This is a genomic window from Ensifer sp. EB106-03-01-XG145 (assembly GCF_058792075.1).
Window position 1 is genome coordinate 379,560 of the sequence record NZ_JBYTEC010000003.1, and the last position, 18,812, is coordinate 398,371.

Here is an 18,812-nt window from a genome sequence, read left to right on the forward strand (position 1 = left end):
CGGGCTGATCTCTTCAAGCCGCATGGCTTCAACCGAACTGCGGCGCGATTATGCCTCCCGCGCCTACCGACACGGTGAGAGTGCGACCGATCTATCAGGAATCAGGGGAGAGGGCAATATCGATATAAAGAAGTCTTTATATCTTTATATTGTCCGTCACATTTCTTCGCCGAACTTGTCGGCGACCAGCGCATCAAGCGCGTTCAACGCCTCTTCGGCCTGCGCGCCGCTCGCGGTCACGCATACGCTGCAGCCGGTGCTGGCAGCCAGCATCATCAGGCCCATAATGGACGTTCCGCCGACCGTCATGCCGTCCTTCGACACGGTAATCTCGGCTTCATAGGCCTCGACCGTCTGTACGAACTTCGCAGATGCCCGCGCGTGCAGGCCTCGCTTGTTGATGATCAGCAGTTCGCGCGTCAGCAACATGTCGGGGCGATGATCCATTACTTACCACTCAGGACGCGGCTGGCGACGTTGATGTATTTCCGTCCGGCTTCCGAGGCCTCGACCAGCGCCTTGTCCATGTCGCTCTCACCGCGCACGCCGGCGAGTTTGATCAGCATCGGCAGGTTGACGCCGGCAATCACTTCGACCGAGCCGCTGCGCATGACCGAGATGGCGAGGTTGGAGGGCGTTCCGCCGAACATGTCGGTCAGGATGATGACGCCGTGGCCCTCGTCGACCTTGGTGACCGCGTCGAGGATATCCTGCCGACGCTGGTCCATGTCGTCCTCGGGACCGATGCAGACGGTCTCTATAGCTTTTTGCGGACCGACGACATGCTCGAGTGCAAGTCGAAATTCCTCAGCCAGCTTGCCATGTGTGACAAGCACAAGTCCGATCATGGGTATCTTCGCTCCAACTGCACGCGCAATTCACTGATGGCCAGATATCGCAATGCAGCAATTTCGTCCACCTGTTGGGGCGGCCATCTTGGCAAGGAAAAGGGGAAGTGCAAGCCAAAAATGCTGAAAAACCAGCCTCGCTGACGGTAAATCGGGCTAGGATCCCATTTTTTCAGCGATGAGCGCCTGCAAAATATTGAGAACATACGCCCCCTCTTCAACGGGAACGCGAACAATCGGGAGTACTCGCCCGAATGGTAGGGGCAACGTCTCGTCTTCCAGCGGTAACCGCGGGTCGAAAGGCGCACTCACGGGCAGCATGGCCCAGTCCATCACCGCGGCAGGCACGGTTTCGATCTTGCCGATGCCGGCGCCGCGTATTTCGATCAGGCCGTGAATGGAGGGCGGACAGCGGGCGACGATCCTGTCGTGTTCCAGGCTCAGATCCACCCGATCGTCGGCGACGAGTGCCGCGAAGTGCCCGGCCTGTCGTGCGGCCGTGATGCATGCAAGCGCCAGCCTGGATTTGCCGATGCCGGAAGGGCCCGTGATCAGGAAGCCGCGCGTCCCGAGCACGATGGCAGTGCCGTGGACATTGGCGCCCGTCGTCACGCGTGCGGCTCGGCGGGTAGCGACAGGATGAAGCGCGCGCCGCTGACGTGGCCGTCCTGCGCGACGATGTTTTCCGCCTTCAGCGTACCGCCGTGGGCTTCGGCGATCTGCCTGGAAATCGACAGGCCGAGGCCGGAGTTCTGGCCGAAATCCTCTCCTTCCGGCCGATCGGTGTAGAAGCGTTCGAAAATGCGGTCGATGTCTTCCGCCTGGATGCCGGGGCCGTTGTCCTCGACATAGACGAGGCAGCGCGATCGCGACCGTGTGAGGCGCACGACGATCCGCCCGCTGTCTTCGGGAACGAAGGACCGGGCGTTCTCGATCAGGTTGGTGATAATCTGGCCGATGCGCAGGTCGTGGCCGTTGACGGCGAAGCGGGCCTTGGGACTGTCCTTGCGGTCGATGACGAAATCGAGCAGCACCGTCTTCTTCTTGCTGCGGACCTGGCGCGAAATATCGACGAGGTCGCCCAGAAGTCTTTCGAGGTCGATGATCCTGGCATCGCTGCGGGCAAGTTCCGCGTCGAGGCGCGAGGCGTCCGAAATATCGCTGATCAGGCGATCGAGGCGGCGGACGTCATGCTGGATGACGTCCATCAAGCGCTTCTTCGATTCGTCGGTCCGCGCAAGCGGCAGGGTCTCGACGGCGCTGCGCAGCGAGGTGAGGGGGTTTTTCAGCTCGTGACTGACATCGGCCGCGAAATTCTCGATCGCCGCGATCCGATCGTAGAGCGCGGTCGTCATTTCCCGGAGCGCGACGGACAGGTTGCCGATCTCGTCCTGGCGAGAGGAGAAATCCGGGATCTCCTCGCGCTCCTTGGCACCGCCGCGCCGCACGCGGACTGCCGCCGCTGCGAGCCTTCGAAGCGGGTTGGCGATGGTCGAGGAGAGAAGCAGCGACAGGATGATGTTGACGAGGGCAGCCACGCCGAAGACGCGGATGATGGCGAGGCGCTCGGCCTGGACGATCTTGTCGATGTCGCCGGCTTGCGTCGAAAGCAAGAGAACGCCGAGCACGGCGCGGAACCGCTGGACGGGAACGGCCACTGAAACGATGAGCTCGCCCTTCTCGGTGACGCGTTCGACATAGCCGCGCACGCCGGTCAGCGCGTTGGTGACCTCAGGATAGATCGAGCCGTTGCCACCCGGCGGTTCCTTGTAGAGTGGTAGATTGCCGGGCTGCAGCAGCTTGTTCAGCCAGCTGTTGAGCTTTCCGCCGATGCCCGTCGATTCCGGCTCGATCGGCGGCAGGTCGAAGCGCAGCACCTGGCCGCCGCTATAAAGGTGTCGGGAATCGAGCAGCAGGTCGGCATCGGCATCGAAGAGGCGGGCGCGGGTGCGCGTCGGCGAAATCAGCCGCCTGAGAACCGGCGCAACACGTTCCTGGATGATCGGGAAATCGAGATCCTCGTCGCTGGGCAGCGGCGTAATGCTCTGGCCGGCCTGCAGTTCGAGCAGCTTTTCGGGATCGATGGTGATCGAGTTGGTATCGACCGAGGCGGAAGCTGAGATGGCGCCGGCGATGATTTCGCCCTGGGTCAGCAGGCTTTCGACGCGGGCGTCGATCAGCCCCTCGCGGAACTGGTTGAGATACATGATGCCGCCGACGAGGACGACGAGTGCCACCAGGTTGAAGAAGACGATGCGGCGGGTGAGGCTCGAGAAGACGGCATTGCCGAACAGGCGGCGAATCAGCGTGAAAGGATGTGCCCAGCGGCGCTGGCCCATATGTGCCTGCGCACGTCCGTCACTGTCTTCGATGTCGCCCTGCAAGACTTCTACCAAATGTCCCGCTCCCGCGCGGACTTCCGTCACGTTCTCTCGATTGCAACGCTGACACGGCCCGAGTGCCGGGCGCGACGCCGTCGTTCACTTTGTGTGGTTCCGGCCCAGAGGTCCGATGGCGCGGCGGGGTTTCAAAGGCAGCCTTGGCCGTGCTCCCGTCGCGCCGTTTCTGAATGCGCCACAATCGGCGCGATGGCAAGTCCCGCGGCTCAGGCTGTCTCGCGGAAACGATAGCCGACACCGTAGAGGGTCTCGATCATGTCGAAGTCGTTGTCGACCATCTTGAACTTCTTGCGCAGCCGCTTGATGTGGCTGTCGATGGTGCGGTCGTCGACATAGACCTGCTCGTCATAGGCGGCGTCCATCAGCGCGTCGCGGCTCTTCACCACGCCCGGGCGCTGCGCCAGCGAATGGAGGATGAGGAATTCGGTCACCGTCAGCGTTACCGGCTCGCTCTTCCAGGTGCAGGTGTGGCGCTCCTGGTCCATCACCAGTTGCCCGCGCTCGAGCGAGCGCGACGGCGTGTCGGAGGCCTTGGCGGGATTCGTCGGGTTGGCGGCAGCCGCTTCGCGGTTTGCGGCGCGACGCAGGATCGCCTTGACGCGTTCGACCAGCAGGCGCTGCGAGAAGGGCTTGGTGATGAAGTCGTCGGCACCCATCTTCAGGCCGAAGAGTTCATCGATCTCTTCATCCTTGGAGGTGAGGAAGATCACCGGCAGGTCGGACTTCTGTCGCAGGCGGCGCAGCAATTCCATGCCGTCCATGCGCGGCATCTTGATGTCGAAGATCGCAAGCTGCGGCGGCCGGGCGAGCAGGCCCTCAAGCGCGGAAGCACCGTCGGTATAGGTCTCGACCTTGTAGCCTTCTGCCTCCAGGGCGATGGATACGGACGTCAGAATATTCCGGTCATCATCGACAAGCGCGATGGTCTGCATCGTGTTCAACTCCGTCTTTTGAGGTGCCGGTCTCGTCCCCGAAAACTCCGGCATTCGCGAGTCACGGGTGCGTTAGTGAGTATAAAGGTGGAACAAATTGTGGCGAAGCCCAAAAAGTACCTGTCGTAACGATAGGATAGGTCCTGTCAGATCGGTGTTCGGCAGGCCGAATTCAACCGATTAAAAAAACGATAATTTTCTTTAAATCGATTAATATACTGAAATCATTATTCTTTTTTTGACGCCGCCTTGTTTTTGAGCGAGCATGCAAGTATGGTCCGGCGAAATTCAACGCCAATGGCCAAACACGAAGGAAGCTTGACCATGGAGCAACTCGGCACTCGCAATCTCGCGAACGGCTTGGAAAAACTCGGCTTTACCGACCTGGAAACGGTTCGGTACAACCTCGAAGCCGCAGAGCTTTATGAGGAAGCTCTTCGCCGCGGCGAGGCTGAACTGACGGCACACGGGGCGCTTGTTGCCCGTACCGGCCAGCACACCGGTCGTTCGCCGAAGGACAAGTTCGTGGTTCGCGATGCGAACACCGACGACCAGATCTGGTGGGACAACAACAAGCCGATGTCTCCGGAGCATTTCGCCCTGCTGCGAAAGGACATGCTCGATCACGCCAAGGGCATGTCGCTTTATGTGCAGGATTTAGTTGGCGGCGCCGATGCCGACAACGCTCTTCCGACCCGCGTTGTCACCGAATATGCCTGGCACTCGCTGTTCATCCGCAATCTACTGATTCGTCCGGCCCGCGAGGCACTCGGCTCCTTCCTGCCGAAGCTGACGATCATCGATCTGCCGAGCTTCAAAGCTGACCCGGAGCGCTACGGCTGCCGCACGGAGACGGTGATTGCCTGCGACTTCACCAACGGTCTGATCCTCATCGGCGGCACGTCCTATGCAGGCGAAATGAAGAAGTCGGTCTTCACGGTTCTCAACTACCTGCTGCCCAAGAAGGGCGTGATGCCGATGCATTGCTCGGCCAATGTCGGCCCGGCCGGTGATACGGCGATCTTCTTCGGTCTCTCCGGCACCGGCAAGACGACGCTTTCGGCCGACCCGACCCGCACGCTGATCGGCGACGACGAGCACGGCTGGGGCGAGCACGGCGTCTTCAACTTCGAAGGCGGCTGCTATGCCAAGGCGATCCGCCTGTCGGAAGCTGCCGAGCCGGAAATCTACGCGACGACCCGCCGCTTCGGCACGGTCATGGAAAACGTCGTTCTCGATGAGCGCCGCGTTCCGGATTTCGACGATGGTTCGCTGACGGAAAACACCCGCTGCGCCTATCCGCTCGACTTCATCCCGAACGCCAGCGCCACCGGCACCGCGCCGCAGCCGCGCACGATCATCATGCTGACGGCCGATGCCTTCGGCGTGATGCCACCGATCGCCAAGCTGACGCCGGAACAGGCGATGTACCACTTCCTCTCCGGCTACACGGCCAAGGTTGCCGGTACGGAAAAGGGCGTCACCGAGCCGGAAGCCACCTTCTCGACTTGCTTCGGCGCGCCGTTCATGCCGCGGCATCCGTCGGAATACGGCAATCTCCTGAAGGACCTGATCGCCAAGAACGGCGTCACCTGCTGGCTGGTCAACACCGGCTGGACCGGCGGCGCCTACGGCACCGGCAGCCGCATGCCGATCAAGGTGACCCGCGCTCTGCTCGCCGCAGCACTCGACGGCTCGCTGAACGCCGCTGAACTGCGCACCGACGCCAACTTCGGCTTCGCCGTTCCGGTCTCGGTCCCCGGCGTCGACGACGGCATCCTCGATCCGCGCTCGACCTGGGCCGATGGTGCGGCCTATGACGCGCAGGCGCGCCGCCTCGTCGATATGTTCATCGCCAACTTCGCCAAGTTCGAAGAACATGTTGATGGCAGCGTTCGCGATGCGGCTCCCGGCACCAAGCTTGCCGCCGAATAAATATCGTCAGCTATGATTCACGTGAAACCCGGCCTCCCACGGCCGGGTTTTTCGTTTTCGTGGCGAATGTTTTCAAGAGGTTCGCTCTGTGCCATAGATCGGGGCGAGGTGAACCATGGCTAGCGATCCGCTCTACATAAACGACAACATAATGATTGCCGGCTGGGAGCTGACGGAGCAATTCGTGCTGGCCGGCGGGCCGGGTGGGCAAAACGTCAACAAGGTGTCGACCGCCGTTCAGCTGTTCTTCAACGTGCTGGCCTCTCCGGCGCTTTCCGATCGCATCAAGGCCAACGCCCTGAAGATTGCTGGGCGTCGTGCCTCGAAAGAGGGCGTGCTGATGATCGAGGCCAGCCGGTTTCGCAGCCAGGAGCGCAACCGCGAAGATGCGCGCGAGCGACTGAAGGAACTGATTCTCAAGGCCGCGGAGCCGCCACCACCGCCACGCAAGAAGACGAAACCGACCCGCGGCTCCGTCGAGCGCCGTCTCAAGGAGAAGTCCGGGCGCGGCGAGATCAAGAAGCTTCGGGGGCGGCCGGCCGGCGACTGATTTCTTTTTTGCCGCTCCTTGCCTTTGGCAGGCGGCGCCCTCTCTTACCGAGCAGTGTTTTCGCAAAAGGAGATATTCATGGGTCTTTTCAGCTTTATCAAGAACGCCGGCAAGAAGCTTGGCATCGGCGGCGACGATGACGCCCCGGATGCCGAAAGCGTTCAGAAGGAACTTGCATCCCACGATCTCGGCACAAAGGACGTGCAGGTCGAAGTGGCCGGTGACAAGGTCGTGCTGAAGGGTGTCGTGAAGGACCAGAGCGTCTTCGAAAAGGCCGTGGTCGCCGTCGGCAACACGCTCGGCGTCTCGGCGGTTGAAGCCTCGGAGCTCAAGGTTGCCGATGCTGGTGCTGCACCGGCACCCGCCAAGGCGCCGGTCTTCTATACGGTCAAAAAGGGCGACAACCTCTGGAAGATCGCCGAGGCACAGTACGGCAAGGGCAAGGGTGCCAAGCACACCGTCATTTTCGAAGCCAACAAGCCGATGCTGACGCATCCGGACAAAATCTACCCCGGCCAGGTTCTGCGCATTCCGGATCTGGACGCCGCTTGAGCGTGTCGTTCACGCGTCCTCTTGCAATCGCGACGCTGGCGAGCCTTTGGCTTGCCGGCGCTTGTCTGGCGCAACCGTTCCGTGAACCGGCCAAGGGCAGTACTGAGCGTGCCGCCATCCTCGACGCGATCCGTCCGGCGGTGGAGGCCGAAATGCGCGGTCCGGTCGAGTTCGTCGTCACGACGATACGTGCAGCACCCAACTGGGCCTTCCTGCAGGTCGAGCCGCAACGTCCCGGTGGCGGCACTATCGACCTTGCGCAAACCGGGTTGCGTGACGAGGCTGACATGATGGATGGTCTGACGGTGTTTGCACTGGTCAGCTTCCAGAATAGCCGCTGGAACCTCGTCGATCACGTGGTCGGGCCGACGGATGTCGCCTATGCCGGCTGGCCGCTTCGCTACGGCGTGCCGGCAGCACTTCTCGGCCTGGAGCAATAGGGGCTTCCAATGCAGGTGCTCCCGAAAGGGATCAGACATATCCCGGGCTATCTCGATCGCACCCGGCAGGAACAACTCGTCGAAGCGATTCGTCGTGTCGTTGCCGAAGCACCGCTCTTCGTGCCGGAAATGCCGAAGACCGGAAAACCCATGTCGGTTCGCATGACCAATTGCGGCTTGCTCGGCTGGGTCACGGATCGCGATCGCGGCTATCGTTACCAGGCTCAGCATCCGGTGACCGGCCGGCGCTGGCCGCCGATGCCGGACATAGTGCTCGAGATCTGGCAGGCGGTTTCCGCCAGCCAAAAGATGCCGGAAGCCTGTCTTGTGAACTTCTATTCCGAGGAGGCCCGCATGGGTCTGCACCAGGATCGCGACGAGCGTGATCTGGAAACGGCCGTCGTCTCGATCTCGCTCGGCGACAGCTGCCTTTTCCGCGTCGGCAGCAATCAGCGCGGGGGACAGACCATGTCCTTCCGGCTCGAAAGCGGCGATGTCGTCGTGCTCGGTGGAGAAGGGCGGCTCGCGTTCCATGGCGTCGACCGGATCTATCCGAACACGTCGACGCTGCTGAAGAACGGTGGTCGGGTCAACCTGACGCTGCGTCGCGTCAATCCATGACGGGCTTATCGAGCGCTCAGAGTTTTCTGAGCGCCACCTTTTCCGTCAGGTGGTTCGGGCCCTTTTGCAGGATCAGGTCGGCGCGCGGGCGCGTCGGCAGGATGTTCTGGTGCAGGTTCTTCAGGTTGATGTTGTGCCACAGGCCCTCGGCGATGGCGCGCGCCGCATCCTCGCTGATCGTGGCATAACGATGGAAGTAGGATTCCGGGTTCTTGAAGGCGGTTTCGCGCAACCGCATGAAGCGGTTGACGTACCAGCTATGGATCAGGCTCTCCTCGGCATCGATATAGATCGAGAAGTCGAAGAAATCCGAGACCATCGGCACGATCTTGCCGTCGGCCGGTAGGTTGCGCGACTGCAGCACGTTGATGCCCTCGAAGATCAGGATATCCGGGCGGTCGATGACGGTGAACTGGTCCGGCAGCACGTCATAGGTCAGGTGCGAGTAGCTCGGCGCCTTGACGTTCGGTTGGCCCGCCTTGATCGCTGACAGGAAGCGCAGGAGCGCGCCCACGTCGTAGCTTTCCGGAAAGCCCTTGCGATCCATCATGTTTTCGCGCTGGAGCACGGCGTTCGGGTAGAGAAAGCCGTCGGTCGTCACCAGATCGACCTTCGGGCTTGATGGCCAGCGCGACAGGAGCTGCGCAAGGATACGGGCCGTGGTCGATTTGCCGACGGCGACCGATCCGGCAATGCCGATGACGAAGGGCGTCTTCGTTTCGGACATGCTGAGGAAGCGCTTGCGCTGCTCGAAGAGCATCTGCGACGATTCCACATGGGTCGAAAGCAGGCGCGATAGCGACAGGTAGATCTGCCGGACTTCACCGAGATCGACGGGGTCGTTCAGCGAGCGCAGCCGCTGCACTTCGTCGGCCGTCAGCGTCAGCGGCGTATCGGCGCGAAAGCGCGACCATTCCTCGGCGGTGAAGAAATGATAGGGGGAATAGTCCCGCTGCTGCAGATTGTCCGGCAGGTCCGCCGCTTCGATGTCTTTGGCCGCTATCGTCATGGGGTCTGCCGATTTGCCTTTTCCTGCAGGCCAGATTGGTTGGTTCGCCGCGCGAGCTCGTTCAGCACATCCTGCAACGGAACGTCGGCGATCTTCAATACGACCATCAGATGATAGATGAGATCGGCGCTTTCGGCGACGAGATTCGCGCGGTCGTTGCTGACGGCCGCGATCACCGTCTCGACCGCCTCTTCCCCGAGTTTCTTGGCCGCCTTCGGCTGGCCGCTCGCGACCAGCTTTGCCGTCCAGGATTCGTCCGGCGCCGCCTTCGCGCGTGTCGCGACGATGGCCTCGAGATCGGAAAGTGTGAAGTCAGCCATGGAAGATCCTGAAGCTCAGTCGAGGCGCATGGCGATGCCATGCTCCGCCATATAGCGCTTGGTTTCGCCAATGCTATAGGTGCCGAAGTGGAAGATAGAGGCGGCGAGCACGGCGGTCGCATGACCGTCGCGGATGCCGGCAACCATGTGGTCGAGGTTTCCGACGCCGCCGGACGCGATGACTGGGGCACGCACCGCATCGGCCACGGCACGGGTGAGCGCGATGTCGTAGCCGCTCTTCGTTCCGTCGCGATCCATCGAGGTCAAAAGGATCTCGCCGGCGCCGAGGTCGACGACGCGGCGGGCAAACTCGATCGCGTCGATGCCGGTCGGCTGGCGTCCGCCATGGGTGAAGATCTCCCAGCGGTCCGCTTCGCCGTCCGTCGACACCTTCTTGGCGTCGATGGCGACGACGATGCACTGGTTGCCGAACTTGTCGGCGGCTTCCGCAACGAAGTCCGGGTTCTTCACGGCAGCGGTATTGATCGACACCTTGTCGGCGCCGGCAAGCAGCAGCTTGCGGATGTCGGAGACCTGGCGCACGCCACCGCCGACGGTCAGCGGCATGAAGCACTGTTCGGCGGTGCGGGCGATGACGTCGAAGATCGTCTCGCGATTGTCCGACGAGGCGGTGATGTCGAGGAAGCAGAGTTCGTCGGCGCCGGCGGCATCATAGGCGCGGGCCGCCTCAACCGGGTCGCCGGCGTCGATCAGGTCGACGAAGTTGACACCCTTGACCACACGACCGTCCTTGACGTCGAGGCAGGGGATAACGCGGGCTTTGAGGGACATGGTCAGGCCTTTCTCGCGGCGCGGATCAGATCCAGCGCTTCCTGCGGGTCGATGCGGCCGTCATAGAGCGCGCGGCCGGAGATGGCACCTTCGAGTTTGTGTGCGTCCGGGGCAACCATGCGGCGGATGTCGTCCATCGAGGCAAGACCGCCTGACGCGATGACCGGAATGGAAACCGCATCCGCCAGCTCCAGCGTCGAGGGCCAGTTGATGCCGGTCAGGATGCCGTCGCGGTCGATATCGGTATAGATGATCGCCGAAACGCCGGCGCCCTCGAACTTCTTGGCAAGCTCGATCACGCCGAGCTCGGAGGCCTCGGCCCAGCCCTCGACGGCGACCTTGCCGCCCTTGGCGTCGATGCCGACGGCGACCTTGCCGGGGAACTTGCGGCAGGCTTCTATGACGAGTGCCGGATCGCGCACAGCGACCGTGCCGAGGATGACGCGGGCAAGGCCGCGCGACAGCCAGTTTTCGATATGGTCAAGCGTGCGGATGCCGCCGCCGAGCTGCACCGGGTTACGGGTCGCCTTGAGGATGGCGTCGACGGCCGCGCCGTTGACCGTCTCGCCGGCAAAGGCGCCGTTGAGGTCGACCACGTGCAGCCATTCGAAGCCCTGTTCTTCAAAGGCGCGGGCCTGGGCCGCCGGGTCGGGGTTGTAAACCGTCGCCTGGTCCATGTCGCCGAGCTTCAGGCGTACGCATTGCCCGTCTTTCAGGTCGATCGCGGGAAATAGGATCATGGGTCTGTCCAATCGAGAGAGGCGAAAGCTCAGGGCTTCCAGCGCAGGAAATTCGAGATGAGGGCAAGGCCGAGGGCCTGGCTCTTTTCCGGGTGGAACTGCGAGCCGGCCTTGTTGCCGTTGGCGACGAAGGCGGTGACCGGACCGCCGTAATCCGCTTCGGCGACAACGTCGCCGGCGTTCTCGGCGGCCAGATGGTACGAATGCACGAAATAGGCGTGCAGGCCGCCTTCGCCAACCCGGATGCCGTCAAACAGCGGATGTTCGCGCTTGAGCGTGAGCGTGTTCCAGCCGATCTGCGGGATCTTCAGTGCGGTATCAGTGGGCGTCATCTCGACGACATCGCCGGGGATCCAGCCGAAGCCGTGGGTGATGGTCTTTTCGAGCCCGCGCGACGACATCAGCTGCATGCCGACGCAGATGCCGAGGAACGGCCGGGCGGCCTGTTCCACCGCTTCGGTCAGCGCCTGCTCCATGCCGTCGACGGCGGCAAGGCCACGGCGGCAGTCGGCATAGGCACCGACACCCGGAAGCACGATGCGGTCGGCGCTCGCCACCCGCTCCGGCTTGTCGGTGAGGTCGATCTCGGCTGAAATGCCGGCTTCGCGAGCGGCCCGTTCGAAGGCCTTGGTGGCTGAGCGCAGGTTGCCCGAGCCGTAGTCGATGATGGCGACGCGCATCAGCGTTCTCCGTAGGAATCAAAAAGGCCGAGGCCGGGTCCGCCGTTTGAGGGCTTGCGCGCGGTCCAATCGGCCGGGGAAGGGGTGGCGGGCTTTGTCTCGCCCGGTGCCACGCTCGTGAAATAGATCTCTTCCGCCGTCTCCAGATTGGGTGCCGGCACGATGGAACGAAGCGTCCAGTCACGAGCCGTCAGGCTGCGTGCCACCAGAACTGGCCCTTCCAGCGCGACGAGCAGCCGCAGCGCGAGCTGCACCAGCACCGATGCAAGGAAACCGCCTGCGAGACTCGACAGGGAGATTAACGAAATCTGCAGAACAGCAACTGCGATTCCGATTGCCCATTGCCGCTTGAAGAGAAGCCAGAGCGCCGGGAAGAGAAAGGCGCCCCAGGAGAAGCCGTCGGCAACGAAGCGTGTTCGCTCGTCGTCGGCGCGCGCACCCGGCGGGGTGAGGATCAGGTAAGAAGCCATGGGTTCAGCCAGTGACTGGCCGCTTAGGCAAGGGTCCCCTTGGTCGAGGGAACGCGGCCGGCCTGGCGCGGGTCGATTTCGGTTGCGGTGCGGAGCACGCGGGCGACGGACTTGAAGCAGGTCTCGGCGATATGATGGTTGTTGGCGCCGTAGATGTTCTGGATATGCAGCGTGATCCCGGCATGCTGGGCGAGCGCCTGGAAGAACTCACGCACGAGTTCCGTGTCGAAGGTGCCGATCTTCGGCGCGCTGAAGGCAACGTTCCAGACGAGGAACGGCCGGCCGGAAACGTCCACTGCCGCGCGGGTCATCGTCTCGTCCATGGCAAGGTCGAGCGAGGCGTAACGGGCGATGCCGCGCCGGTCGCCGAGCGCCTTGGCGAGCGCCTGGCCGATGGCAATGCCGGTGTCCTCGACCGTATGGTGGTCGTCGACATGCAGGTCGCCGTCGGTCTTGATCTCCATGTCGATGAGCGAATGGCGGGCGAGCTGGTCCAGCATATGGTCGAAGAAGCCGACACCGGTCGAAATCTTCGAAACGCCGGTGCCGTCGATGTTGACCGATACGGACACCGCGGTCTCGTTGGTTTTACGCGAAACCTGTGCGGTGCGGCTGGACGTGGCTTCTGCCATCGGGCTCTCCTGTATGCGCCAGTGCGGGGGGAGGAAAGTCTGTGCGGTTTCCTCATCTCGCGCTCGCTTGCGATCTCGGCCGCTCCTTATCAGGCAAATGCTGAAATATCCAGAACTTGAGCGTTGATTCGAATCATCCGACACCGGGCCCTGAACGAAGATTGCACCCTCGGGCGGTTGCCATTTGCAAATGTGTCTGCCGTACTTACATAGGCCTCAAGCAACCAGGCTCGTGTCACGAGCCGCAACGCCCCAAGTAAACGCCCCCAAGTATCAGGGGCCGACAGGTATCTTCATGAGTGAACACAATCCCTACGGAACGATGCATGCGACGACCATCATCACGGTACGCAAGGATGGCAAGGTGGTGATGGCCGGCGACGGCCAGGTGAGCCTCGGCCAGACCGTGATGAAGAGCAATGCGCGCAAGGTGCGGCGTCTCGCGAAGGGCGACGTGATCGCCGGCTTTGCCGGCGCGACCGCCGACGCCTTCACGCTGCTCGAAAGGCTCGAGGCCAAGCTTGAACAGTACCCCGACCAGCTGATGCGCGCGGCGGTCGAACTTGCCAAGGACTGGCGCACCAACAAGTATCTGCGCAATCTCGAAGCGATGATGCTGGTCGCCGACAAGTCGATAACCCTGGCGATCACCGGCAATGGCGACGTACTTGAGCCGGAACACGGCACCATCGCCATCGGCTCCGGCGGCAACTACGCCTTTGCCGCAGCGCGCGCCCTGATGGACAGCGACAAGTCGGCCGAGGATATCGCCCGGCGGGCGCTGCAGATCGCCGGGGACATCTGCGTCTATACCAACCACAATATCGTGGTGGAGACGTTGGATGCCGAATGAGCCCAAGCATGTCAGCTTCGCGCCGGTGGTTGATGACCATCTGCCGCTGCTGCATGCCTGGCTGAGTGAACCGCATGTGCGGCAATGGTGGGGCGATCCGGACAAGGAAGTGGAACTGATCCGCGAAGGCTGCGCGACCGGAGAGGTGGAGGGCTTCATCTTCCACGTGGCCGGCGAGCCGGCTGGCTACATCCAGTCCTGGATGCCTTTTCAGTACCCGGACGAGGAGCCCTGGGCGAAGGATCTGCCGGCCGATGTGCCCGGTATCGATATCTTCGTCGGCCCCGCGGAATTGACGGGCAGGGGTGTCGCCTCGCTGGCGCTCCGAGCTTTTGCCGAACGGCTCTTTGCCGCCGGCGCGTCCCGCATCGTGATCGACCCTGATGCGGGCAACCGCCGGGCGGTCAGCGCCTACACCAAGGCCGGCTTCGTGCCCTACGCAGAATGGATAGATGTATCCGGTCGCACGCTCCTGATGGAACTGACGCGGACCGAATTTGAGAGGACTACATGAGTACGTTTTCACCCAGAGAGATCGTGTCGGAACTCGACCGTTTCATCATCGGCCAGAACGACGCTAAACGCGCCGTCGCCATTGCGCTACGCAACCGTTGGCGCCGCCAGCAGCTCGGCGACGAGCTGCGCGATGAGGTCATGCCGAAGAACATCCTGATGATCGGCCCGACCGGTGTCGGCAAGACCGAGATTTCCAGGCGTCTGGCCAAGCTCGCCGGCGCGCCCTTCGTCAAGGTTGAGGCGACCAAGTTCACCGAGGTCGGCTATGTCGGCCGCGACGTCGAGCAGATCATCCGTGACCTCGTCGAGGTCGGGATCGGCCTCGTGCGCGAAAAACGCCGCGCCGAAGTCAAGGCCAAGGCGCACCAGAACGCCGAAGAGCGCGTGCTCGATGCACTGGTCGGCGCCACGGCCTCGCCGGCGACGCGCGATTCGTTCCGCAAGAAGCTGCGCGCCAACGAACTCGACGACAAGGAGATCGAGGTCGACCTCGCCGAGACCGGTGCGCCGGGTGGTTTCGAAATTCCGGGCATGCCGGGCGCCAATATCGGTGTGCTCAACCTTTCGGAAATGTTCGGCAAGGCGATGGGCGCCCGCACCAAGAAGGTCAAGACGACGGTCAAGGCCTCCTATGAGCTGCTCATCAACGACGAGTCGGACAAACTGCTCGACAACGAGCAGATCCAGCGCGAGGCAATGCGCGCGGCCGAAGACGACGGCATCGTCTTTCTCGACGAGATCGACAAGATCGCCTCGCGTGAGGGCGGCATGGGCGCCGGCGTGTCGCGCGAAGGCGTGCAGCGCGACCTGTTGCCGCTCGTTGAAGGCACGACGGTTGCGACGAAGTATGGACCGGTCAAGACCGACCACATCCTGTTCATCGCTTCCGGCGCCTTCCATGTGGCAAAGCCCTCGGACCTGCTTCCGGAATTGCAGGGCCGTCTGCCGATCCGCGTTGAGCTCCGTGCGCTCACCAAGGAAGATTTCCGCCGGATCCTGACGGAAACCGAAGCGAGCCTCATCCGCCAGTACAAGGCGCTCTTGGACACGGAAGAGGTGAAGCTCGACTTCACCGACGACGCGATCGATGCGCTCGCCGATGTCGCGGTGCAGCTGAATGCCAGTGTCGAGAACATCGGCGCCCGCCGCCTGCAGACGGTGATGGAGCGCGTACTGGACGAGATCTCGTTCAATGCGCCCGACAGCGCCGGACAGGCGGTGACGATCGACGCGGAGTATGTGCGCAAGCATGTCGGCGATCTCGCTGCCAACACCGATCTGTCGCGCTACATCCTGTGACATTTCGGTCGTCGAGGCGCGCAAACGCCCGCAACCCAGAATAGACCGGGCGCCTGTCTCTCGACAGGCGCCCGCATTTTTTCTAACACGGACACGGAAATTGATCGTGGCCCGGGCATCTTTCCGACATGATCTTGGCGTAAGAGCCGCCCCGCCGACCGAGGCAGCCTCCACCAGTCACAGGAAGAAGAGATCGTGCGTTTTACCGCCTGCATGCTCGCTATCGCCACGTTTTGCCTGACCGCAAGCCAGACAATCGCGGCGACCGCCGTTCCGCCGGGCAACCGCAACGTCGAGCAGCCCGGTATCCCCGGCGCTTCCGTGCGCCGAACCAAGGCCGGCCGCACCTCCTTCGATGCCAAGTTCGAGAAAGTCCGGGATCTGCTGGCGACCGACAAACAGCTGATCAGCAAGATCAAGTCCGTGTCGCGCGCCTATGGCATCGCGCCGATCCACATGGTCGGCGCCATCGTCGGCGAGCATACCTACAATGTCGACGCCTATGACCGGCTGCAGTCCTATTACGTCAAGGCGGCCGCTTACGCCGGCAACAGCTTCCAGTTCGGCTATGATGGCGAAACGGTCGCCGAGTTCGTAGCCCGGCCGCAATTTTCCGAGTGCGGCGCCAAGAAGGGTGCCTATGCGCTCTGGAGCTGCCGCGAGCGGGTCTGGGACAACGACTTCCGCGGCAAGTCGGTTGGCGGCAAGTCCTTCCCGAACAACCGCTTCAGCGCCGTTTTCTTCCAGCCGTTCTTTGCCGGCCAGACCTTCGGCCTCGGCCAGATCAACCCGCTGACGGCGCTGATGCTGACCGACATCGTCGCAAAGACGTCCGGCTATGACCGTCTCGACGAGAACAATGCCGCCGGAGTCTATGAGGCGATCATGGATCCGGATGTGTCGCTCGCCTATATGGCGGCCTCGATCCGCCATTCGATCGACGCCTACAAGTCGATCGCCGGCCTCGACATTTCCGACAATCCCGGCATCACGGCGACGCTCTACAATGTCGGCAATCCGGACGGCCGCGCAGCTGCCCTTGCCGCCAAGATCCAGAGCGGACAAGCGCAATGGCCGGAGGAGAATTATTACGGCTGGCTCGTCAACGACAAGCTTTCGGAGCTTGAAAGCCTGTTGTGATTCACGTGAAGCACTTTCCTTGATTGCGCCGTAAAAACCTGAAATCATTGGCGCAATCGAGAAAGGCAATCACCATGGACATGCGTCCGGAGCCCTTCGAACCGCCGGCTCCCGTTCCTCGAGTGGGCATCCCTTCCTACCTGCAGATCATCAGGACGGTCTTACGCAATCCGCTCGAACTGTGGGGCGAGCCATCCTACACCTTGCCCTGGATCGAGACGAAGTTCGTCACCCAGCGCACTTTGATCGTCAACGATCCCGGTCTCATCCGTCACATCCTCGTCGACAATGTCGGCAACTACGAAATGTCGAAGGTTCGCCGGCTGATCCTCAGGCCGATCCTGCGCGACGGCTTGCTGACGGCCGAAGGCGAGGTCTGGAAGCGCTCGCGGAAAGCCATGGCGCCGGTGTTCACACCGCGCCACGCCAAGGGTTTCGCAGGCCAGATGTTGCGAAGCTCGGAAGCATTCGTCGAGCGCTATGCCGGCGCCAAGACAGCTCCGTTCACGACCAACATCGCCAACGACATGACGGAACTCACCTTCGACATTCTTGCCGAAACGCTGTTTTCCGGTGAGGTGGCGGTGGAGCGGGAAGGGTTTGTCCAGAGCGTCGAGGAACTCCTGCACCGCATGGGCCGCGTCGATCCCATGGACATTCTGCTCGCGCCGGAATGGATACCGCGCCCAACCCGGATCGGCGGCAAGAAGGTGATGAACCGGTTCCGCTCGATCGTGTCCGAGACCATGGCGATCCGGCGGCGCAAGATGGCGGCGGATCCCGAGGGCACGCCCAAGGATTTCCTGACCCTGCTTTTGGAGATCGAGGGCAGTCAGGGCCTTTCGACTGCGGAGATCGAGGATAACATCCTGACCTTCATCGGTGCCGGGCACGAGACAACCGCCCGGGCGCTCGCCTGGACGCTCTATTGCATCGCCAACACGCCGGCCTATCGCGAGACGATGGAGGCCGAGATCGATGCCGCGATCGCAAGCGGTGCCGATCCGGTCGAATGGCTCGGCCTGATGCCGCATGTCCTTGCCGCCTTCGAGGAGGCGATGCGGCTCTATCCGCCGGCGCCGTCGATCAACCGGGCCGCGATCGAAGAGGACGAGTGGACTTCCCCCACCGGAAAGCGGGTACGCATCCCCAAGGGCATCGCGGTGCTGATCATGCCGTGGACGCTGCACCGCCACGTTCTTTACTGGGATAAGCCCCGCGCGTTCATGCCCGAGCGTTTCCTGCCGGAGAACCGCGAGAAGCTGCATCGTTACCAATATTTGCCCTTCGGCGCCGGCCCGCGCGTCTGCATCGGCGCCACTTTCGCGCTACAGGAAGCCGTGATCGCGCTCGCCGTGATGATGCATCGCTACCGTTTCGATCTGACCGAGGAGACAAATCCCTGGCCGGTGCAGCGCCTCACTACTCAACCGCGGGGCGGGTTGCCGATGAAGGTGTCGGTTCGCTGAAGGTCTTGCCGGGGATCGGCGACTGTACCGAGCGCACCGGCGAGTCGGCCGGCTTCGGCTGCTGCAGTATCTTCGACGGTTTCTTGATCGTCTTGATCTGGGCGCAGGTGGCGTCGCCGACATTGTCGCACGGTTTGTAGACGACAATCTCGCTTCCGGCACCATCGTCCCACACCGCCTGGATCGTCAGCGTCTTCGCGGTGTCGGCCGGCAGCGAGATATAGACATACTCGGCCGTCTCATCGGCCGGCAGGTTGAACGGGATCTGCGGATTGCACTTCGCCAGCGGAAAGCGCTGATCGAGCGTGTCCGAATTGATCGAATATCGAATTTCCGATAGCCGGCAATGCATCGTCTGCAATGCGGTGAAGTAGATCAGTTGCCGGTCGTCATAGTCGCGAAACTGCACCCAGCCGGTCTGCTTGTTGGCGTCGAGCATCGCCTTGTAGATCGCGACATCCGGAAGTTGCGGCTTGTACTCTTCTTCCTCCGCGTCCTGTGCTTGGGCCAGGTTCAGCGGAAACCAGATGAAAGCGGCAAACGGGAGCCAGACGAAAATAGACGGACGGCGGCCTTCGAGCATGCGCAGGTGTCCCCATCTTTTGACCCGTGTCG

General features: G+C 62.4%; 23 protein-coding genes. 10 read left to right on the top strand and 13 right to left on the bottom strand.

All coding sequences use genetic code 11. The annotated features are described in order from the left end of the window. Positions 1-156: 156 nt before the first annotated feature. From AC3WWH_RS12310 to chvI, 5 genes are all read right to left on the bottom strand, one after another. Positions 157-447, bottom strand: a complete 291-nt coding sequence (locus AC3WWH_RS12310) for an HPr family phosphocarrier protein (RefSeq protein WP_058321596.1) — start codon at positions 445-447, stop codon at positions 157-159. Beyond that, the gene (locus AC3WWH_RS12315) at positions 447-848 is read right to left on the bottom strand and encodes a PTS sugar transporter subunit IIA (protein WP_057252055.1); all 402 of its coding nucleotides are present in this window, start codon (positions 846-848) and stop codon (positions 447-449) included. Before AC3WWH_RS12315 ends, AC3WWH_RS12310 begins: the two co-directional genes overlap by 1 nt. A gap of 156 nt (positions 849-1,004) precedes the next feature. Continuing rightward, the gene (locus AC3WWH_RS12320; protein ID WP_058321595.1) at positions 1,005-1,460 is read right to left on the bottom strand and encodes an HPr kinase/phosphorylase; all 456 of its coding nucleotides are present in this window, start codon (positions 1,458-1,460) and stop codon (positions 1,005-1,007) included. Beyond that, positions 1,457-3,187: a sensor histidine kinase gene (locus AC3WWH_RS12325; protein WP_245296115.1), complete on the bottom strand. Its 1,731-nt coding sequence runs from the start codon at positions 3,185-3,187 to the stop codon at positions 1,457-1,459. The genes AC3WWH_RS12320 and AC3WWH_RS12325 overlap by 4 nt, the downstream gene beginning before the upstream one ends. Positions 3,188-3,453: 266 nt before the next feature. Continuing rightward, positions 3,454-4,179 carry a two-component system response regulator ChvI gene (chvI, locus tag AC3WWH_RS12330; protein ID WP_057252058.1) on the bottom strand — a complete coding sequence of 242 codons (726 nt, stop codon included), beginning with the start codon at positions 4,177-4,179 and terminating at the stop codon, positions 3,454-3,456. Between the two features lie 324 nt (positions 4,180-4,503). Between chvI and AC3WWH_RS12335 the strand changes: the two genes are divergently transcribed. The 5 genes from AC3WWH_RS12335 (at position 4,504) to AC3WWH_RS12355 (ending at position 8,277) form a co-directional block, all read left to right on the top strand. Further along, complete coding sequence (locus AC3WWH_RS12335; RefSeq protein ID WP_058321784.1) at positions 4,504-6,114, top strand: phosphoenolpyruvate carboxykinase; 1,611 nt, start codon at positions 4,504-4,506, stop codon at positions 6,112-6,114. A gap of 115 nt (positions 6,115-6,229) precedes the next feature. Beyond that, a complete protein-coding gene (gene arfB / locus AC3WWH_RS12340; RefSeq protein ID WP_057252059.1) occupies positions 6,230-6,664 on the top strand; it encodes an alternative ribosome rescue aminoacyl-tRNA hydrolase ArfB in 435 nt (144 codons plus the stop codon). A 78-nt stretch (positions 6,665-6,742) separates the two neighbouring features. Continuing rightward, positions 6,743-7,216: a peptidoglycan-binding protein LysM gene (lysM, locus tag AC3WWH_RS12345; protein WP_043616146.1), complete on the top strand. Its 474-nt coding sequence runs from the start codon at positions 6,743-6,745 to the stop codon at positions 7,214-7,216. Positions 7,217-7,218: 2 nt separating this feature from the next. Beyond that, a complete protein-coding gene (locus AC3WWH_RS12350) occupies positions 7,219-7,656 on the top strand; it encodes a hypothetical protein (RefSeq protein ID WP_058321593.1) in 438 nt (145 codons plus the stop codon). Positions 7,657-7,665: 9 nt separating this feature from the next. Continuing rightward, positions 7,666-8,277 carry an alpha-ketoglutarate-dependent dioxygenase AlkB gene (locus tag AC3WWH_RS12355; RefSeq protein ID WP_057252061.1) on the top strand — a complete coding sequence of 204 codons (612 nt, stop codon included), beginning with the start codon at positions 7,666-7,668 and terminating at the stop codon, positions 8,275-8,277. A 16-nt stretch (positions 8,278-8,293) separates the two neighbouring features. Here AC3WWH_RS12355 and coaA read toward each other — a convergent pair whose 3' ends face one another. Genes coaA through hisB form a run of 7 tightly spaced genes read right to left on the bottom strand, consistent with a single transcriptional unit; the run spans position 8,294 to position 12,920 of the window. Continuing rightward, on the bottom strand, positions 8,294-9,286 hold the full coding sequence (gene coaA, locus AC3WWH_RS12360; protein ID WP_058321592.1) for a type I pantothenate kinase: 993 nt from the start codon (positions 9,284-9,286) through the stop codon (positions 8,294-8,296). Continuing rightward, positions 9,283-9,606, bottom strand: a complete 324-nt coding sequence (locus AC3WWH_RS12365) for a phosphoribosyl-ATP diphosphatase (protein WP_057252063.1) — start codon at positions 9,604-9,606, stop codon at positions 9,283-9,285. The genes coaA and AC3WWH_RS12365 overlap by 4 nt, the downstream gene beginning before the upstream one ends. A gap of 15 nt (positions 9,607-9,621) precedes the next feature. After that, positions 9,622-10,398, bottom strand: a complete 777-nt coding sequence (gene hisF / locus AC3WWH_RS12370) for an imidazole glycerol phosphate synthase subunit HisF (RefSeq protein ID WP_058321591.1) — start codon at positions 10,396-10,398, stop codon at positions 9,622-9,624. A 2-nt stretch (positions 10,399-10,400) separates the two neighbouring features. Then, a complete protein-coding gene (hisA, locus tag AC3WWH_RS12375) occupies positions 10,401-11,138 on the bottom strand; it encodes a 1-(5-phosphoribosyl)-5-[(5-phosphoribosylamino)methylideneamino]imidazole-4-carboxamide isomerase (RefSeq protein ID WP_058321590.1) in 738 nt (245 codons plus the stop codon). Positions 11,139-11,167: 29 nt separating this feature from the next. After that, on the bottom strand, positions 11,168-11,818 hold the full coding sequence (hisH, locus tag AC3WWH_RS12380; RefSeq protein ID WP_058321589.1) for an imidazole glycerol phosphate synthase subunit HisH: 651 nt from the start codon (positions 11,816-11,818) through the stop codon (positions 11,168-11,170). Continuing rightward, positions 11,818-12,288: a DUF2628 domain-containing protein gene (locus tag AC3WWH_RS12385; RefSeq protein WP_057252067.1), complete on the bottom strand. Its 471-nt coding sequence runs from the start codon at positions 12,286-12,288 to the stop codon at positions 11,818-11,820. Before AC3WWH_RS12385 ends, hisH begins: the two co-directional genes overlap by 1 nt. 23 nt (positions 12,289-12,311) lie before the next feature. After that, entirely contained in the window at positions 12,312-12,920 is a 609-nt protein-coding gene (gene hisB, locus AC3WWH_RS12390; protein WP_057252068.1) for an imidazoleglycerol-phosphate dehydratase HisB, read from the bottom strand. A gap of 295 nt (positions 12,921-13,215) precedes the next feature. Between hisB and hslV the strand changes: the two genes are divergently transcribed. The 5 genes from hslV (at position 13,216) to AC3WWH_RS12415 (ending at position 18,197) form a co-directional block, all read left to right on the top strand. Further along, positions 13,216-13,773: an ATP-dependent protease subunit HslV gene (gene hslV / locus AC3WWH_RS12395; RefSeq protein ID WP_057252069.1), complete on the top strand. Its 558-nt coding sequence runs from the start codon at positions 13,216-13,218 to the stop codon at positions 13,771-13,773. After that, entirely contained in the window at positions 13,763-14,287 is a 525-nt protein-coding gene (locus tag AC3WWH_RS12400; protein ID WP_058321588.1) for a GNAT family N-acetyltransferase, read from the top strand. The genes hslV and AC3WWH_RS12400 overlap by 11 nt, the downstream gene beginning before the upstream one ends. Continuing rightward, positions 14,284-15,588: an ATP-dependent protease ATPase subunit HslU gene (hslU, locus tag AC3WWH_RS12405; protein WP_057252071.1), complete on the top strand. Its 1,305-nt coding sequence runs from the start codon at positions 14,284-14,286 to the stop codon at positions 15,586-15,588. The genes AC3WWH_RS12400 and hslU overlap by 4 nt, the downstream gene beginning before the upstream one ends. Before the next feature lie 195 nt (positions 15,589-15,783). Beyond that, positions 15,784-16,728 carry a DUF1402 family protein gene (locus tag AC3WWH_RS12410; RefSeq protein ID WP_093233504.1) on the top strand — a complete coding sequence of 315 codons (945 nt, stop codon included), beginning with the start codon at positions 15,784-15,786 and terminating at the stop codon, positions 16,726-16,728. Positions 16,729-16,802: 74 nt separating this feature from the next. Then, positions 16,803-18,197, top strand: a complete 1,395-nt coding sequence (locus AC3WWH_RS12415) for a cytochrome P450 (protein WP_057252073.1) — start codon at positions 16,803-16,805, stop codon at positions 18,195-18,197. Here the strand turns inward: AC3WWH_RS12415 and AC3WWH_RS12420 are convergent. Beyond that, positions 18,151-18,780 (bottom strand): hypothetical protein, encoded by a 630-nt coding sequence (locus AC3WWH_RS12420; protein ID WP_143032928.1) that lies wholly within the window; start codon positions 18,778-18,780, stop codon positions 18,151-18,153. The genes AC3WWH_RS12415 and AC3WWH_RS12420 overlap by 47 nt on opposite strands. Between the last annotated feature and the right edge of the window lie 32 nt (positions 18,781-18,812).

What these genes read in the sequence shown, in the direction of transcription:
- AC3WWH_RS12310 (WP_058321596.1), bottom strand. Translation starts at nt 447, where the DNA reads ATGGATCATCGCCCCGACATGTTGCTGACGCGCGAACTGCTGATCATC.
- AC3WWH_RS12315 (WP_057252055.1), bottom strand. Translation starts at nt 848, where the DNA reads ATGATCGGACTTGTGCTTGTCACACATGGCAAGCTGGCTGAGGAATTT.
- AC3WWH_RS12325 (WP_245296115.1), bottom strand. Translation starts at nt 3,187, where the DNA reads ATGGGCCAGCGCCGCTGGGCACATCCTTTCACGCTGATTCGCCGCCTG.
- chvI (WP_057252058.1), bottom strand. Translation starts at nt 4,179, where the DNA reads ATGCAGACCATCGCGCTTGTCGATGATGACCGGAATATTCTGACGTCC.
- AC3WWH_RS12335 (WP_058321784.1), top strand. Translation starts at nt 4,504, where the DNA reads ATGGAGCAACTCGGCACTCGCAATCTCGCGAACGGCTTGGAAAAACTC.
- arfB (WP_057252059.1), top strand. Translation starts at nt 6,230, where the DNA reads ATGGCTAGCGATCCGCTCTACATAAACGACAACATAATGATTGCCGGC.
- lysM (WP_043616146.1), top strand. Translation starts at nt 6,743, where the DNA reads ATGGGTCTTTTCAGCTTTATCAAGAACGCCGGCAAGAAGCTTGGCATC.
- AC3WWH_RS12355 (WP_057252061.1), top strand. Translation starts at nt 7,666, where the DNA reads ATGCAGGTGCTCCCGAAAGGGATCAGACATATCCCGGGCTATCTCGAT.
- coaA (WP_058321592.1), bottom strand. Translation starts at nt 9,286, where the DNA reads ATGACGATAGCGGCCAAAGACATCGAAGCGGCGGACCTGCCGGACAAT.
- AC3WWH_RS12365 (WP_057252063.1), bottom strand. Translation starts at nt 9,606, where the DNA reads ATGGCTGACTTCACACTTTCCGATCTCGAGGCCATCGTCGCGACACGC.
- hisF (WP_058321591.1), bottom strand. Translation starts at nt 10,398, where the DNA reads ATGTCCCTCAAAGCCCGCGTTATCCCCTGCCTCGACGTCAAGGACGGT.
- hisA (WP_058321590.1), bottom strand. Translation starts at nt 11,138, where the DNA reads ATGATCCTATTTCCCGCGATCGACCTGAAAGACGGGCAATGCGTACGC.
- hisH (WP_058321589.1), bottom strand. Translation starts at nt 11,818, where the DNA reads ATGCGCGTCGCCATCATCGACTACGGCTCGGGCAACCTGCGCTCAGCC.
- AC3WWH_RS12385 (WP_057252067.1), bottom strand. Translation starts at nt 12,288, where the DNA reads ATGGCTTCTTACCTGATCCTCACCCCGCCGGGTGCGCGCGCCGACGAC.
- hisB (WP_057252068.1), bottom strand. Translation starts at nt 12,920, where the DNA reads ATGGCAGAAGCCACGTCCAGCCGCACCGCACAGGTTTCGCGTAAAACC.
- hslV (WP_057252069.1), top strand. Translation starts at nt 13,216, where the DNA reads ATGAGTGAACACAATCCCTACGGAACGATGCATGCGACGACCATCATC.
- AC3WWH_RS12400 (WP_058321588.1), top strand. Translation starts at nt 13,763, where the DNA reads ATGCCGAATGAGCCCAAGCATGTCAGCTTCGCGCCGGTGGTTGATGAC.
- hslU (WP_057252071.1), top strand. Translation starts at nt 14,284, where the DNA reads ATGAGTACGTTTTCACCCAGAGAGATCGTGTCGGAACTCGACCGTTTC.
- AC3WWH_RS12415 (WP_057252073.1), top strand. Translation starts at nt 16,803, where the DNA reads ATGGACATGCGTCCGGAGCCCTTCGAACCGCCGGCTCCCGTTCCTCGA.
- AC3WWH_RS12420 (WP_143032928.1), bottom strand. Translation starts at nt 18,780, where the DNA reads ATGCTCGAAGGCCGCCGTCCGTCTATTTTCGTCTGGCTCCCGTTTGCC.